11 protein-coding genes and 1 tRNA gene are annotated in these 16,373 nt (G+C 59.8%); 8 read left to right on the forward strand and 4 right to left on the reverse strand.

Annotated elements, in window-relative coordinates; genetic code table 11:
• Nucleotides 1–538: 538 nt before the first annotated feature.
• The gene (locus Q0J81_RS02845; RefSeq protein WP_294445929.1) at nucleotides 539–1,828 is read right to left on the reverse strand and encodes a serine dehydratase subunit alpha family protein; all 1,290 of its coding nucleotides are present in this window, start codon (nucleotides 1,826–1,828) and stop codon (nucleotides 539–541) included.
• Between the two features lie 5 nt (nucleotides 1,829–1,833).
• Nucleotides 1,834–3,054 carry a dicarboxylate/amino acid:cation symporter gene (locus Q0J81_RS02850; protein ID WP_294445930.1) on the reverse strand — a complete coding sequence of 407 codons (1,221 nt, stop codon included), beginning with the start codon at nucleotides 3,052–3,054 and terminating at the stop codon, nucleotides 1,834–1,836.
• A gap of 314 nt (nucleotides 3,055–3,368) precedes the next feature.
• Here Q0J81_RS02850 and Q0J81_RS02855 point away from each other — a divergent pair.
• The 8 genes from Q0J81_RS02855 to Q0J81_RS02890 all read left to right on the forward strand — a co-directional run bounded on the left by Q0J81_RS02855 (nucleotide 3,369) and on the right by Q0J81_RS02890 (nucleotide 13,713).
• Nucleotides 3,369–3,444 (forward strand) — tRNA-Val (locus Q0J81_RS02855).
• Nucleotides 3,445–3,522: 78 nt separating this feature from the next.
• Nucleotides 3,523–5,469 carry a threonine--tRNA ligase gene (gene thrS / locus Q0J81_RS02860; RefSeq protein ID WP_294445931.1) on the forward strand — a complete coding sequence of 649 codons (1,947 nt, stop codon included), beginning with the start codon at nucleotides 3,523–3,525 and terminating at the stop codon, nucleotides 5,467–5,469.
• A gap of 1 nt (nucleotide 5,470) precedes the next feature.
• A complete protein-coding gene (gene infC, locus Q0J81_RS02865; protein WP_294445932.1) occupies nucleotides 5,471–6,007 on the forward strand; it encodes a translation initiation factor IF-3 in 537 nt (178 codons plus the stop codon).
• 242 nt (nucleotides 6,008–6,249) lie between these two features.
• Complete coding sequence (gene rpmI, locus Q0J81_RS02870) at nucleotides 6,250–6,447, forward strand: 50S ribosomal protein L35 (protein WP_077071977.1); 198 nt, start codon at nucleotides 6,250–6,252, stop codon at nucleotides 6,445–6,447.
• 107 nt (nucleotides 6,448–6,554) lie between these two features.
• Nucleotides 6,555–6,908 carry a 50S ribosomal protein L20 gene (gene rplT, locus Q0J81_RS02875; RefSeq protein ID WP_294445933.1) on the forward strand — a complete coding sequence of 118 codons (354 nt, stop codon included), beginning with the start codon at nucleotides 6,555–6,557 and terminating at the stop codon, nucleotides 6,906–6,908.
• A gap of 162 nt (nucleotides 6,909–7,070) precedes the next feature.
• Nucleotides 7,071–8,111, forward strand: a complete 1,041-nt coding sequence (gene pheS, locus Q0J81_RS02880; RefSeq protein ID WP_294445934.1) for a phenylalanine--tRNA ligase subunit alpha — start codon at nucleotides 7,071–7,073, stop codon at nucleotides 8,109–8,111.
• 158 nt (nucleotides 8,112–8,269) lie between these two features.
• Nucleotides 8,270–10,684, forward strand: coding sequence for a phenylalanine--tRNA ligase subunit beta (gene pheT, locus Q0J81_RS02885; RefSeq protein ID WP_294445935.1), 2,415 nt, complete (start codon nucleotides 8,270–8,272; stop codon nucleotides 10,682–10,684).
• 362 nt (nucleotides 10,685–11,046) lie between these two features.
• Entirely contained in the window at nucleotides 11,047–13,713 is a 2,667-nt protein-coding gene (locus Q0J81_RS02890; RefSeq protein ID WP_294445936.1) for a pitrilysin family protein, read from the forward strand.
• Nucleotides 13,714–14,004: 291 nt separating this feature from the next.
• Here the strand turns inward: Q0J81_RS02890 and Q0J81_RS02895 are convergent, their stop codons facing one another.
• The gene (locus Q0J81_RS02895) at nucleotides 14,005–14,316 is read right to left on the reverse strand and encodes a thioredoxin family protein (protein ID WP_294445937.1); all 312 of its coding nucleotides are present in this window, start codon (nucleotides 14,314–14,316) and stop codon (nucleotides 14,005–14,007) included.
• Nucleotides 14,317–14,461: 145 nt separating this feature from the next.
• Nucleotides 14,462–16,327, reverse strand: a complete 1,866-nt coding sequence (locus Q0J81_RS02900; protein WP_294445938.1) for an aryl-sulfate sulfotransferase — start codon at nucleotides 16,325–16,327, stop codon at nucleotides 14,462–14,464.
• Between the last annotated feature and the right edge of the window lie 46 nt (nucleotides 16,328–16,373).

A 16,373-nucleotide genomic window follows, 5' to 3' on the forward strand; every position in this document is an offset into this window, starting at 1 on the left:
AAGACCCTGTCGGCTCCGGCCTTGCGGAATTCTGGAACGGCCAGCGCTATGGTGATGTCGTTGCCCATGACCACGTCAAGCTTCGCTTCGATGAGCTGGCCGGCGGTCACGCTTTCAAGCCCGGCGTGCGCGGCCAGTATTTTCTGAGTTACGGTCATGCCCATAGGGATATGTCCTTGTAAAATGAGAAGGTGCAGTTTTTCTGCCTTGCGGGGCAGCAGCAAAAAGTCCTTTCACGATAAAGTAGCGGTTTGCCCTTGTCCAGAAGAAAGAAGGCAGACCTCCGTGCAGGACATAAGATTTCTCTGGAGATGTTCAGTTATTCCCCGTGGTTGTTTTTCAGAACAGCCGTATCCCGCCTCATGCCGGGAAGAGCAGAGAAAAGAGGGGAAATCTGTACGAAGAAAAGGCGTACTGCGCTCGCGGCATTTCGTCGACAGAGAAGGCATGCTTCTGCCATGAAAAAAGGACGAAGCCCAAAGCCTCGTCCTTTTCATTATTCTCTGTTGTTATGACATTAACTGCAGGGGCGTCGATATCAGGACTTGTGCAGCATGATGTCGAGAATGACCTTGTCGGCTTCCTTCATGCCTGTGGAGCCGAGGCGGCCGAGGTTGGCGATGCAGGCTTCAATGTCGTCGTCCACAATGCCTTCGTTGCCGGGCACCACGGTGCCGCCGAGCGCGAGCAGCACGGCCTGAATGCCCGCGCCCACGGCCGTGGCCACCTTGAGGGCGCAGCTGCTCTTGGCGCCGTCGCATATCATGCCGGACACGTTGCCCACCATGTTGCGCACGGTGCGTTCCATGTCCTTGAGGCCGCCGCCGAGCAGAAGGGCAATGCCGCAGGCCGAGGCCGTGCCCGCCACCATGGCGCCGCAGTGGGCGGAGAGGCGACCGAGGTGATGCTTGATATGAATGGACGTGAGATGGCTTATCATGAGGGCCCGAGCGAGCTTTTCGTCGTCGGCCTGGGTGCGTATGGCGCAGGCCACCACGGGCATGGTGCAGGTAATGCCCTGATTGCCGCTGCCGGAATTGCTCATGACCGGCATCATGACGCCCGCCATGCGCGCGTCGGCCGCGGCGGCCGTGAGCTTGGTGGCGAAGGTGGGCAGATCGTCGGCGAGCACGTGATTGCGTATCTGCGTGTCCATCATCTTGCCGACGCCGAGACCGTACTGCTGCCGGAGGCCTTCTTCGGCCACGCGGCGGTTCATGCGCGCGGCTTCCAGAATGAAGCTGATTTCCTCAAGGGGAGCCGTTACGGCGAACTCGTAGATGTTGGCCAGCGTGAGTGGCCAGGGGGCGTTCTCGCCTTCCGAAGTGTTGTCGGAGCCTTCCTTTTCAAAGGTGAGGGTTCCGTTTTTCCATACGCGGGTGATGTTGTCGTGGCTGCCCGCAAGTTCCGCGGCAGCGCTGTCAGTTCCGGCATGGACGGTGACGAGACAGTAGAGAAGCTGATCGTTGTCCGCAAGATGCAGGTTCACGGCGTCGCCGGACGTCATGGTACGTGCCTTTTGTGCCGTTTCTTCGGAAATGTCTCTGAGACATTCCAGACCGAGGGCGCTTTTTCCGCCGAGCGCGCCTGCGGCGGCGGCCACGCCGAGACCCATTTCACCCGTTCCGGGAACCATGACGCCCATGCCGTTTTTGAGGAGATTGGCGCTTACGGCTACATCCATGCGTTCGGGCGTCGTTCCGAGTTCCTCAGCGGCCCGGGCTGCACACAGCGCCACGGCGATGGGCTCGGTGCAGCCGAGGGCCGGGACCACTTCCTTGTGAAGCAGGGAAATGAAGACGGAGCGATCCTGTTCGTTCATGCTCATGGGGATTACGCCTCGTTTTTGTGCTGAAGCTCGCCGAGCTGTTCGTTGCGGTTGAATATGCCTTCGAGCATGAGCGTGAGCGCGCCGTCGCCCGTAATGTTGCAGGCCGTGCCGAAGCTGTCCTGAAGGGCGAAGATGGCGATGAGCAGGGCCACGCCGTTCTGGTCGAAGCCGAGCACGCCGGTCACAATGCCGAGGGAGGCCACCACGGTGCCGCCGGGCACGCCCGGAGCGCCCACGGCAAAGATGCCGAGAAGCAGGCAGAAGAGGATCATGACGCCGACGCTCGGCAGCGTGCCGTAGAGCATGAGATGCAGCGTCATGCAGAAGAATGTTTCCGTGAGCACGGAGCCGCACAGATGCACGGTGGAGCCCAGGGGAATCATGAATTCCACGAGATTTTTGCTGAGCACGCGGGACTTGCGGGCGCACTCGAGTGCTACGGGAAGCGTGGCTGCGCTGGACATGGTGCCCACGGCGGTAAGGTAGGCGGGAGTATAGTAGCGGAAGACCTCCCAGGGGTTGCGGCCGGAGAGCGCGCCGCCTATGCCGTAGAGCACCGTAAGCCAGATGAAGTGCCCCACGATGACGATGAGCACCATGGAGATGAATACCGGAAGATGCAGACTGAGCGAACCTTCATAGGCGAGACCGAGGAAGGACATGCCCACGAAGAAGGGCAGAATGGGAATCATGATGCGCACCACAAGAGAGCTCATGACGCGCTCAAGCTCGGCAAAGAGCTTCGCCAGGTTTTCCGACTTCGTCCAGGTGATGGCCACGCCGAAGAAAAGAGCGAGAACAAGAGCGCTCATGACGCTGAAAAGCGGAGGAATGTCGAGTCGGAACACGATTTCCGGGAGCTTGCGCAGCGCTTCCGTGGAAGTGGCGATGGAAAGATGGGGAATGATGACGTAGCCGGAAATGGTGGAGAAGAAGGCTGCGCCTATGGAGGAGAGGTAGGCGATGGCCACGGCCGTGAACAGAATTCTGCTGGCGTTCTGTCCGAGGCGGACGATGGCCGGGGTGATGAAGCCCACGATGACGAGCGGTACCAGGAAGAAGATGATCTGACCGAAGATATAGCGCAGAGAAACCACGGCATCCATGAGATGATGCAGCGGACTCTGCGTGTTGTTGCCGAGGTACGTTCCTATGAGGGAACCCGCCACGATGCCGACCAGAAGTTTGAGAATGAGAGAAAAGTCAGCGGCCTTTGTGGACATGTCATGCCTCCATCATCATTAATAAGTACGTTTTTGCGCTGTTAGCACAGGAATGACCTCTTCGCAACACCGACGCTAAAGAGCATGGACAGAAAAGGCCTGTGGCGCAGGCCTTCAGGAGGTCGTCGTCCCTTTGTGGAAAGAGAGAAAAAAACGGAAGAATTGCGCTTTGTTCTGCTTTTCGGAACATATCCCCCGGTGGGAAGGTCGAAGGCAGGAAGAGATGAGGAAAGAGGGAAAAATGAAAAAATCTCGGAGAAAATGCTTGACGAAGGACGGAAAGCTCTATAAGAATCGTCCTCACCGAACAATAAAGGCGCGTAGCTCAGGTGGCAGAGCACTTCCTTGACACGGAAGGGGTCAGCAGTTCAAGTCTGCTCGTGCCTACCACAAAAAAACATCGGAAAGGGAGGCAGCGCCTCCCTTTTCTTTTTTGTTTTGTCAACTGTGATTTTTTGGAGTTTTCCCATGCAGATATCCGTAGAAGGAAAGTTGGTTGAGGCCGCCGCCGGCGCTTCGTGCGCCGAGGTGCTGAAGCAGGCTCTTTCCGGCAAACGGTTCAAGGCCGCTCTTGCCTGCCGTGTAAAGACTGCAGACAAGGAAACGCTGCTCGATCTTTCTGCTGAAATGCCCGCCGATGCGCTGGAAGCCGCCCCCGTGACGGCTGAGGACCCCGAAGGGCTTCAGCTGCTGCGTCATTCCACTTCCCATGTCATGGCCGCTGCCGTTCAGAAGCTTTTCCCCGGCGTGAAGGTCACCATCGGCCCGTCCATCGACTCCGGCTTCTATTACGATTTCGATACGCCGCGTCCTTTCTCCCACGATGACCTTGAAGCCATCGAAAAGGAAATGCACGCCATTGTCTCCGCGAACATTCCCTTTGAACGTTCCGTCATGAAGAAGGACGACGCCATCGCCCTGTTCCGCGACAAGGGCGAGAGCTACAAGGTGGAGATCATCGAGGGCATCGACGCCGATTCCGTGTCCCTGTATCGCTGCGGCGACTTTCTGGATCTCTGCCGCGGACCTCACATTCCCGGCACGGGCGCCGTCAAGGCCTTCAAGCTGCTTTCCGTGGCCGGCGCCTACTGGCGCGGCGACGAAAAGAATCCCATGCTGTCGCGCATTTACGGTACGGCCTTTGCCGACGAAAAGGCCCTCAAGGACTATCTGAACGCTCTTGAAGAGGCCAAGAGGCGCGATCATCGTCGTCTCGGCAAGGAACTCGGGCTGTTCTCCTTCCATGAAGACGTTGCCCCCGGCATGTCCTTCTGGCTGCCCAAGGGCATGATGCTCCGCACCATTCTCGAAGACTTCCTTGTGCGTGAACATCTCAAGCGCGGCTACGAGCTCGTGCGCGGTCCGCAGATTCTGCGCCGCGAGCTGTGGGAACGTTCCGGCCATTACGATCACTACCGTGAAAACATGTACTTCACGGAAATAGAGGGCGACGTGCACGGCGTGAAGCCCATGAACTGCGTGGGCCATATGCTCATGTACGGCGAAACCCTGCACAGCTATCGCGATCTTCCCGTGAGGCTGTTCGAGCTCGGCGTGGTGCACCGTCATGAAAAGTCCGGCACGCTGCACGGACTTCTGCGCGTGCGTCAGTTCACGCAGGACGATGCCCACATCATCTGCACCACCGAACAGCTTGAAAGCGAAATCCTCAACGTCATGCATCTTTCTGCTGACCTCATGGATCTGTTCGGCTTCAAGTACCGCATCTTCATTTCTACCCGCCCCGAGGACAGCATCGGTTCCGACGAGGCCTGGGAAAACGCCACGAACGCGCTCATCAAGGCCGTGGAGAAGGAAGGCAAGCCCTATCAGATCAACGAGGGCGACGGCGCCTTCTACGGCCCGAAAATAGATATCAAGGTCACCGACGCCATCGGCCGCGAATGGCAGCTTTCCACCATTCAGGTGGACTTCACCCTGCCTGAGCGCTTCGATCTCGTTTATGTCGGTCAGGATGGCGAACGCCATCGTCCCGTCATGGTGCACCGTGCCATTCTGGGTTCCCTCGAACGCTTCATCGGCGTTCTTACCGAGCACTATGCCGGCGCCTTCCCTGCCTGGCTCGCGCCCGTGCAGGCCCGCATCGTCAACGTGACCGACGCCCAGATGGACTATGTCAAGGAAATGAAGGCCAGCCTCGCCGCCGCCGGTATCCGTGTGGAAACCGATCTGCGCAATGAAAAGCTGGGCTTCAAGATTCGCGAGGCCCAGATGGCCAAGATTCCCTACGTCCTCGTGGTGGGCGACAAGGAAGTGGCCGACAGAGGCTTCAGCGTCCGTCTGCGTTCCGGCGAGAACATCGGCTTCCGTTCCGTGGAAGACGTGATCGCCATGATCAAGGCGGACAGTGAGGAACCGTTCAAACGTGGAGGTATGAGCTATAGCTTCGCCTAACATGAGACCTCGCCGCGACGTGCCTCAGGACGGCGTGCGCCGCAACGAGCAGATTCGTGCCCGTGAAGTACGGGTGATTGGTCCGGAAGGTGAACAGGTCGGTATTCTTCCCTGTTCCGATGCCATTGCCATGGCCCATGAGGCCGGCTACGACCTGGTGGAAGTGGCCGCCAACGCGGAACCGCCCGTCTGCCGCATCATGGACTTCGGCAAGTTCAAGTACGAACAGCAGCAGAAGAAGAAGGAAGCCAAACGCAACCAGACCGTGGTGCAGATCAAGGAAATCAAGGTTCGTCCCAAGACCGACGACCATGACTACGAAACCAAGCTGCGTCACATTCGCCGTTTTCTCACGGACGGAGACCGCTGCAAGGTGACGGTGTTCTTCCGCGGACGCGAGATCGTGCATAAGGATCGCGGCGAATCCATTCTGACCAAGATCATCGCCGACACCGCCGATGTGGGCAAGGTCGAACAGGCTCCCAGCGCTGAAGGCCGCACCCTTCAGATGCTGCTCATTCCTCTTCCCAAAAAGTAGTTCATTATCCGGCACGACGGGAATTTCCCGCCGTGCCGGTGAAATTTTCGCGGGATACCGCGATGGACGGAAATTCCGTCTACGGAAGGAACGTACGAAAGGGGCGCAGGGCGTTGTTGTGCGCGCCCTTGCTCGTATTTTTTGCTTGCAGATTATGCGAAAATGCTGCATAGTCGGTTCTTTCTGATGCCCAAATCGTGCGTGCCGGTTGCGGCGCGTCACGAATATCTAAGGAGTTGGTTATGCCCAAGATCAAGACCAGCCGTTCCGCCGCCAAGCGCTTCAGCACCACCGGCAGCGGCAAGTTCCGTCGTCGTCGTCAGAACCTGCGCCACATCCTCACCAAGAAGGATGCCAAGCGTCGTGCCCGTCTGGGCAAGGGCGCCCTCGTCGACAGCGCGAACCTGAAGGCCGTCAAGCGCCTCATGCCCTACGCGTAAGTCCTGCCTTTCTGCAGGTTGCGCAGTTTTCAAATTTCGCCGCTCTTGCGGCTCAACTCCCGCTGGCCTGATCTCCGCCTCGCGGGACTGAATGTGGAGGATTTTCCATGCGTGTGAAGAGAGGTCTTGCTGCCCATCGTCGGCACAAGAAATATCTGGATATGGCCAAGGGCTTCCGCGGCGGCCGCAGCCGTCTGTACCGCATTGCCCGCGAAGCTGTCGAACGTTCTCTGAATTATGCCTTTGAAGGCCGCAAGCTCCGCAAGCGCGCCTTCCGCCGCCTGTGGATCCAGCGCATCAACGCCGGCGCCCGCATCAACGGCCTGTCCTATTCCCGTCTGGTCAACGGCCTGAAGCTTGCCGGTGTGGAAATCAACCGCAAGATGCTCGCTGACCTCGCCGTGCGCGAAAAGGCCGACTTCGCCGCCATCGTCGAACTGGCCAAGTCCAAGCTGGCGTAAGTTTCCTTTTCGGAACAGCCCGCGGCCCTTGCGGCCCGAGGCACCAGATGAAGCTTTTTGGGGAGTTTTTCCCCGTGGGGGTGCAGGGCCTGGCTCTGCACCCCCTTTTTCATATCTTTCATTCAGGCGCGCCTGAGGCGCAGCCTGCCACAAGGCCTTGCCATGGATTTCCTTGAACAATTGAATGGACTGGTCGGCAAGCTCGATGAACGCTTGAACCAAATTTCGTCCGAAGCGGAACTGGAAGCGGCCCGCGTGGAATTTCTCGGCCGCAAGGGGCAGCTTGCCGAGCTCATGTCGCATATGCGCGATCTTTCTCCCGAACAGCGTCCCGCCTTCGGGCAGGCCGCCAACGCGGTGAAGCAGCGCCTCGTGGAGCTGTTTGAGCAGCGTCTCGCCCGTCAGGAAGAGGAGAGGGAGGCCGCCTTCCTTGCCGGATTCGATCCCAGCCTGCCCGGCCGCAGCCTGTGGAACGGTTCTCTGCATCCCATTACCCTGGCCATGCAGGAAGTGTGCTCCGTGTTCCAGCATATGGGCTACGAGATTGCCGGCGGTCCCGAGGTGGAAACCGACTTCAACTGCTTTGAAGCGCTCAACATGCCCCCTGAACACCCCGCCCGCGACATGCAGGACACCCTGTACATTACCGACAAGGTGCTGCTGCGCACACATACGTCCTGCGTGCAGGTGCGCACCATGATGAACCGCAAGCCTCCGCTTGCCGTCATCGGACCAGGCAAGGTGTATCGCCGCGACTCCGACGTGACCCACACGCCCATGTTCCATCAGATAGAGGGCCTGCTCGTGGACAGGCATGTGACCATGGCCGACCTGCGCGGCACGCTTACCGCCTTTGTTCGCGCCGTATTCGGTGAAAAGACGCGCGTGCGCTTCCGTCCCAGCTTCTTCCCCTTCACCGAGCCCAGCGTGGAAGTGGACATGTCCTGCACGCAGTGCGGCGGCCACGGTCACGTGAACGGTCAGCCCTGCCGCGTGTGCAAGGGCTCCGGATGGCTTGAAATTCTCGGCAGCGGCATGGTCGACCCGGCGGTGTTTGCTTCCGTCGGCTACAATCCCGACGAGGTTTCCGGCTTTGCCTTCGGCCTCGGCGTGGAACGCGTGGCCATGCTGAAGTACGGACTTACCGATCTGCGCATGAACTTTGAAAACGACGTGCGCTTCCTCCATCAGTTCCCTGCGTAGAGGAAGAATGATGTGGTCGGGAAAAGGCGGTCTCCGCTCTTCTTCCCCCGATTCCCCGCGCCCGCTGCTTTGACGGGATGCCGACGGGGAGGGCTGGGTCGCCTTTCGGGGCGGACGCCCGAAAGACCATGACGTTTCATCCTCTGAGGAGAAAAAATATGCTGCTGAGTTTCAATTGGCTGAAGGAATTTGTCCCGTACACGGGAACGGCGGAAGAGCTGGGCGACATGCTCACCATGCTCGGCCTTGAACTGGAAGAGGTCGTGCATCCATATGCGGAAATCGAAGGCGTGATCACCGGCCGTGTGCTCACCTGCGAGGCGCATCCCGACTCCGATCATCTCCATGTGTGCACCGTGGACGTGGGTACGGGAGAACCTCTCAACATCGTGTGCGGCGCGCCCAACGTGGCCGCCGGACAGCTTGTCGTCGTGGCTCCCGTAGGCTCGACGCTTCCCGGCGGGCTCGTCATGAAGAAGGCCAAGCTGCGCGGCGTGCCTTCCTTCGGCATGATCTGTTCCGAGCGCGAGCTCGGTCTTGCCGACGACCACTCCGGCATTCTCGTGCTGCCTGAGCAGAACCGGTCCGGCCGTCAGGTCATGCCCGGCGAGAAGTTCGTCGATGCCTACGAGCTGGACAAGGAAGTGCTGGACATCAGCATTACCCCCAACCGTGCGGACTGCCTTTCGGTGTACGGCTTCGCCCGTCTCGTGGGCGCGTATCTCAACCTGCCCGTGACGCTGCCTTCCTTCCATCTGGAAGAGAAGGGCGAGGACATGAGCCGGGCCGTGCCCGTGGATGTGAAGGACGGCGGTCTCTGCCCCTCCTACCGGGGCCGCATTCTGAAGGGCGCGAAGGTCAAGCCCTCTCCTGCCTGGATGCGCTATCGTCTGCACGGCGTGGGCGTGCGCGCCATTTCCAACCTCGTGGACGTGACCAACTACATTCTCATGGAGCTCGGCCAGCCCCTGCATGCCTTTGACCACAACAAGCTGGCAGGAGGCCGCATCATCGTGCGCCCCGCCAGGGACGGCGAAACGCTCACCACCCTCGACGGTCAGCTTCGTCAGCTCAGGGACGGCGACGGCCTTATCTGCGATGCGGAAAAGCCGGTGGCTCTTGCCGGTGTCATGGGCGGCCTTGAAACCGAAATCACCGACGAGAGCGAAAGCGTGTTCCTTGAATGCGCCGTGTTCCGTCCCCGTTCCATCCGCATGACGGCCCGTCGTCTCGGACTCACGAGTGAGGCGTCTTATCGCTACGAGCGCGGCGTGGATCCCACCAACATGTCCTTTGCCCTGGATCGTGCGGCCGCGCTCATGGCCGAGCTGTCCGGCGCCGAGGTATGCCGCGGCGTGTGTGAATGCACGCCGAGCCCCTGGCAGGCTCCTGTGGTTCGCTTCCGTCGCAGCCGCGCCGAAGATCTGCTCGGCGTGGAGCTCACCGATGAGTTCTGCGCGAAGACGCTGGAGAGCCTCGGCTGCACCGTGGACCGCAGCGCAGGCGACGAGTGGAGCGTAAAGACTCCCGGCTGGCGCTACGATCTCACCCGCGAGGCCGACCTCATTGAGGAAGTGGCCATATTCAAGGGCGTGGACAATCTCGGCGAGACCCTGCCCTCCATTCCGCAGACGCTTTCCTCCTTCGGCGCGCCGGAAGGCCGTCATGCCTTCATGATGCGCGTGAAGAACTGGGCCGCGGGCCTCGGTCTCAACGAAGCCGTGAACTACAGCTTCGTGGGCAACAAGGATCTCGATTTCCTCGGGCTGCCTGCCGAAGGCCGCGTGAACATCATGAATCCGCTCACGGCCGAGCAGGACGTGCTGCGCACCGAGCTTGCCCCCGGTCTGTTCCAGAGTGTGCGTCACAACATAGCGCAGGGTGCAACCGGCATCCGTCTCTTTGAAGTGGCCGAAGCCTTCTGCCAGGATGCCTCCAGCGATACCACGGTGAAGGAAGTGCGTCATCTTGCCATGGTGCTTTACGGCTCCCGCTACGACGAGGCCTGGGCCCACAGGGAAGAGGATCTCGACTACGTGGACCTGAAGGGCATTGTGGAAAAGCTCTTTGCCTTCCTGCATCTCCCGCTGCCTTCCTTTGCCATGGTGGAGCATCCCTATCTTGCTCCCGCCGTGCGCATGACCATGGAAGACGGTTCCGTTGCCGGTGTGCTGGGCCGTCTCAAGCCCGCTCTGGCCGACGCCTATCTGGCCCGCAAGGCCGTGTGGTACGCTGACCTTGATCTTGATCTTCTGCGTGCGCTCTCTCAGGGCAAAAAGACGCACTTCCAGGCGCTTCCGGTGTTCCCGGCCGTGCGTCGCGACATCACCTTCATTGCTCCCCGCTCCATGCATGTGGACGCCGTGCTTGCCGCCGTGCGCGGCGCGAAGACGAACCTCATGGAGAGCGTGGAACTTCTGGACGTGTACGAGCCCAAGGGCGGCGAAGATCGCAACATCACCTGCCGCATCACCTTCCGCAAGGCCGATCGTACTCTGCAGGACGGTGAGGTGGACAAGGAGCGCGAAAAGATTGCTTCCTTTGTGGTGAAGAGCCTCGGCGTGCGCATCTGACGCATACTCTTTTCAGATGCTTCGGGCCGCTTCCTTTTGGGGGCGGCCCTTTCTTTTCCCGGGGAAAGGCAACGGCGTTCCCTTGCCGGAGCCGCCTGTCGGCTTTACCTTTCATGTCGGCAAAATCTCCGGCTGTTCGCGCTTTTTTTGAGGACAGCTTCTTGCGGAGAATCTCTGCAGGGAACGTTTCCGTGGTCATTGCAACACTTTGTCACGAAAAAACGTTCGGAAAATTATGGCGTAAAAAGAAGGAGTGTGCCACAGGTAGGGAAAAGCGGATGAGGGCGCATCATGCGGAAGCGCCGCATCCTTACGGGCGACATCGCACTCCGGCGTCTGCCGGATGAGAATACGAGGTGACTATGCGTTTTTTTAAGTTTTGTGCAGGCGTTGCGCTTGCTGTCTGTCTGGCATTCGGCGGAACGGGAGCGGCACAGGCCGTTTCCGACGTGCAGACCTTCCGTCTGGAAAACGGCCTTACCGTGCTCGTGCGGGAAGACAGCCGCTTCCCGCTGGTGTCGGTGCGTCTTTTCGTGAAGGCCGGTTCCGCCTGGGAAAAGCCTGAAGAGGCGGGCATGAGCCATCTTCTGGAGCATATGGTGTTCAAGGGATCCAAGACCAGCGGCCCCGGCGTGGACAAGCGCGTGGAAAACGCCGGCGGATCCATGAACGCCTATACGTCATATGACATGACCACGTATCTGACCGACCTTCCGGCTGCAAAGTGGAAGGATGCCATGACAGCTGTGCGCGATCTGGCCTTTGACCCGCTGCTCAGACAGGCCGATCTCGACGCGGAACGGGAAGTCGTCATTGCCGAAAAGAAGCAGCGCGGCGACAACCCCATGACGAAACTCTTTCAGACGGCGCTTGCTCACACGCTGAAGGGCACGCCTTACGAGACGCCCGTCATCGGTACGGAAGAGGCCCTTCGCGGCATGACTCCCGACATGATGCGCGACTACATAAAGCGTCGCTACGATCCGCGCGACATGGTGCTTTCCGTGGCGGGCGACGTGAAGGCGTCCGACATCGTTGCCGAGGCAAAGGAGCTCTTCGGCGGATACGAAAATCACAACGTGCTCAAGGTGGAACCTTCCATTGATCCTGCCACGCTTGCCCATGGAATGGTGGTGGACGTGCAGCCCGGTCCGTGGGACAAGGCCTTCGTGTCCCTGACGTTTCCTCTGCCGGGCATGAAGAATGAACTCATGCCTGCGGTCGACGTGCTGACGCACCTTCTTTCCGGCGACGATACGGCGCTTCTGCCGAAGCGCTACCGCATCGACGCGCCCGTGGTGGACAGCGTGAGCGCGTCGGCCATGAGTTTTGAGAGGGCCGGGGTTTTTGCCGTGCTGGCTCAGCTTGACGCCGTCAAGGTCGCAGACTATCTGCGCGACATGGGAAAGACGCTCGCGAACCTGAAGGCTTCCGACTTTACCGACGAGGAAATCGCCCGCGCGCGTCTGAACCTTGAGGACAGTTATCTGCGCGGCCTCGAGAACATTGCCAACATTGCCGAAACCATGGGAGCGGAATATTTCTACGATCCGTCGAGCGTGGGAGGAGAACGTTATCTTGCTGCGGTTCGCAGCGTGGGACGCGAGCAGATTCAGGCTGCCATAGACACCTGGCTGCGCCCCGACGCTCTCGCCGTGTCCGCCCTCGTACCGCAGGGAGAAAACGGCAGCTCCGCCGTTGTGGACAACGACAAGGTCAGGGCAGCCATGGTGCAGGGCTGGCCGGAGACGGGCCGGGCAACGGCGTTATCCTCGACGTCTGCAGACAAGGCGGCGGCATTGAAACCCGAGGTCGTAAAGCTCGGGGAAGGGCGCACGCTCGTGCTTCTTCCCGATCGTTCGCTGCCGTATGTTTCCGCCGCGCTGAGCTTCTCCGGCGGCGAGCTTCTGGCCACCGACGAGGAGGAAGGTCTGGCTACGCTTGCGGCTTCCGTACTTACCACGGGCACGAAAAACCGTACCCTGAACGACATCAACGTTTATCTTTCCGGTCGTGCTTCCGGTCTGTCGGCAGGAATCGGTCTGCGCTCGTTCAGCGTGCAGATGGATGCCCCTGCCCGTTTTGCGCCCGAGGTGTTTTCGCTCATGAAGGAAGTTCTGGAACAGCCTGCGTTCCGGGATGAGGACGTGGAACGCGCAAAGCGTGAGCAGACAGCTTCCATCGTGAGCAGTGAGCAGAGCGCCATGGGACTGCTCGGACGCAACCTGCGTCATTTCCTGTTCGGCAGGGGCTCGTACGCGCACAGAACCGAAGGTGATCCTGCCGTGGTGGCGAAGTACACGGCAAAGGACGTGGAAGGATTCTGGAACAGGCAGAAGGTGCGCCCGTGGGTGCTTTCCGTGGCCGGCGATTTCAACCGTGCCGAGGTAGAAGCGTTTGCGAGGTCCCTGCCTGCCCCGTCGGCAAAGGCTCTTGAAAGCTCCGCGCCTTCGTGGAACGGGCAGAAGAGCTGGACCATGACGCTGCCCGGTCGCAATCAGGCCGTATACCTCATGCTCTTCCCCACTACGGGGACGGAAAATGCCGATCGACCGGCGCTTCGCCTGCTTTCGGAGTGTCTCGGCGGATTCACCGGCAAGCTTTATCAGGAACTGCGTGAGAAGCAGAGTCTCGGCTATTCCGTGTTTCCCGTGGACTGGTCCGGCAAGGATACGGGCTTCCTTGCCTTCGGCATCATTGCCTCGCCGGAGAATCTGGACAAGGCAAAGGCCACCTTTGAAGCCATTGTCCGCGATCTGCATGAGAATCTGCTGCCTGAGGAAACGCTGGCTCGCGCCAAGGCCGTGGCCGAAGCCGATTTTTACCGTGCACGGCAGAGCCGCGCCATGCGCGCGGGCGAAGGAGCGGCCAACATCCTTAATGGGCATGACCTTGATTACAGCCGGAAGAATCTTGAGGCCATGAAGAGCGTGGACGCAAAAACGCTGCGCGACGTGGCCCGCAGATATCTGGATCTGAACAAGGCATATGACCTTCGCGTGACGCCGGTCGAAACGCCTCAGCCGTAGCGCGGCTTCAGGCAGGCACGAAGAAAGAGCGTGCCTGATCGGACAACGCGTTCTGTCTTGCGCGGATGAAAACAGGGGGCCGGAAAACCGGCCCCTTTTTCGTCTCCCCGGCAGGTGAGACGATGGACTGTGGCATGCCGGGGACTGCCGCTTTTCAGTGTGCCCGGGAGCGTACAGGCATCAGGGACGCTGCCGTATCTGCCTGCCGTTGTATACTGCGAGGGGCGACGGAATATTCCGCCGCCCCGACTGTGGAGGACTATGAAAAGGCTTGGGTGGGCCGGTAGAAAATCAGGCGAGAAGCTCCTCGATGGCCTTGAGGACCACGGGCTTCTGCTTCAGCCCTTCCAGACGGGACACTTCCTTATCCCCTTTGAAGAAGAGCAGTGTGGGAAAACCCTTCACACCAAGGCGTTCCTTGAGTTCTCTGTTTTCGTCGAAGTCGATCTGATAGATGGGGAAGTCCGGCATGGCTCTGGCCACGTCCTTCAGGACGAAGCCGAGCATTTTGCAGGGACCGCAGGTCTTGGAATAGAATTCCACCAGCATGGCGGCAGGCTTTTCCATGGCGTCGAAGGCCTGCTGGTTCAGTTCGCTGAGCATTTGATGTCTCCTGAAAAAAGTGCGTTGTCTGCCTGTCCGGGCGGGAGAGGCAGACTGTCCGGTCTTGCGGGACGGAGTCCGCGGTCCGGGCGGATAAGGATCTGAGGACGGAGCCGGACGGGGATATCCGGCTCCGCGGCTATCGTCAGATAGTCAGGGTGATGCCGGTATCGTACTTGCCCTCGTCGATGATGAGGGAGACGTGGAAGGTGCCGGAAAGTCCTTCGAAGCTCACCGGGAATTCCACAGACCTGTCGTCGGACTCCAGGAAGGTGCCGACGCACATGGCGAGGAAGGGACGCTTGGTGGTGGGCACGAAATAGGCGTGCGTGCTTTCGCCTTCGAGCAGCAGCATGACGAGCTGACCCTTTTCAAAGGTGCCCTTCATGACCAGACGGTCCACTTCCTGGGCCATCTTGATGTTGTATTTGTCGGGGACCAGACCGCCGTCTTCCATGTCGGGCACGGTGTCGAAGGTTTCCGTGACGCCGAGCGTACCCAGAATCTGTCCCTTGCCGAAGGTGAGCACGTCTTCCTTGCAGTAGAGCGGCATCTTTTCGGCGCGGTAGTAGTTGCCGGGAACGTGCATTTCATACATCACCGTATCGTCCTTGATTTCCACGGTGATGGCCTCCATGTGCACATACTGCTCATCCTCGCCGCGGAACTGCACCGGAGGACGGTTGCAGGGCTCGCCCTTGTAGGTGCCCGTGCCGCCGGAGTGCACCAGATAGTGTCCTTCGCCGTAGTATTCGACGTTGCTGATGTAGCAGGAGAAGAATTCCGAGCCGCGTTCCTTGCCGTACTGCCACACCTGTTCGATTTCCATTTTTTCGGTGTCGATATGGTAGCGCACGCCGCGGGAGAAGTTGTCCTTGGCGGGGAGGTAGTTCTCCTTTTTCTTGGCGCGCCAGTGCCCGTTGTCGAAGCACATGATGTCGCCGTCGGGCAGAACCACGGCCGCGTGCTGCTCGTACTGCCAGTCGAATTTGGACAGGTCGCCCACGGGCTTGAAGAAATACTTCTGCATGTCTTCAGGCCAGCCTTCCGGATCGCCGATAATCCAGTTCAGCTTGCCGGTCTCGTAGTCGAGATTGATGACGGCGTCCTGATGACGGCCGGAAAGGGTGAGGGTATTGGTCTTTTTGTCGTACCATACGGAGTTGTTGTGGAACCAGTCGTGTTCGTCCTGACTGCCGGAGCCGCCCACGTTCTGAGGCAGGGCCTTCTGATAGTCCCAGCTCTTGAGAATGGCGCCGGTGTTTCTGTCCACGAGCACGCACATGTCTTCCACGGTGCCGCGCGGCGGGTCCTGCGTGAGGATGAGCAGGTTGCCGTCCTCCATTTCCAGCTGGTCATGATGACTGCCGCCGGGGATGCGGAATTCCTTGTAGATTTTGCCTATCATGCCGAATTCGAACACGCCCGTGGTATGATAGGGCGGCATGAGCAGACGGTGCGTTCCCATGAGCAGGCGGCCGTTCTTCACGCGCTTGAGGTCGAAGGAGAAGTTCAGCGTGATGAACCAGCGCACGTCACCCCTGTAGTCGTAGGCCGCAAGGTTGGCCGGAGAGGAGGGGCTGAGGAACATGAGGTTCCCGTCCATGTAGGAGGCGGTCGTTTCGATGCTGATGGGCAGATGCACGCTTTCCGGCGCTTTTTCCGTCTGAATGGTCAGGGTGCTCTTCGTTCCGTCGCCGAGGGTGATTTCCACCGTGTTGGCGGTGTCGGCATACAGACCGTATACGGGAAGGAAGTGTTCCTCTGCGGCCGGGAAGGTGAAGGAGATGTCTCCGGCCTCTTCCTTGCCCTTCACCCGCACCGTGGCCGTGGTGGCCTGAGGCGTTTTGAAATACACCAGCGCGGTCAGAGGCGCGATGAGGTAGGGGTTGAGTTTCACATACGGCGTTTCGATGCCGTAGTCGCCGTTGCGGCATTCCGCCAGCATGGCCTGTTCCGCAGCGTACTGCGCGTCGATGATGTGGGTGATCTGTTTCAGCTCGATGCTCATGAAGACCTCCGGTCAGATTGATGTTTCGTTGTTCCGGTTTCCCGCA

It is taken from the genome of uncultured Mailhella sp. (assembly GCF_944324575.1).
Taxonomy (GTDB): Bacteria; Desulfobacterota; Desulfovibrionia; order Desulfovibrionales; family Desulfovibrionaceae; genus Mailhella.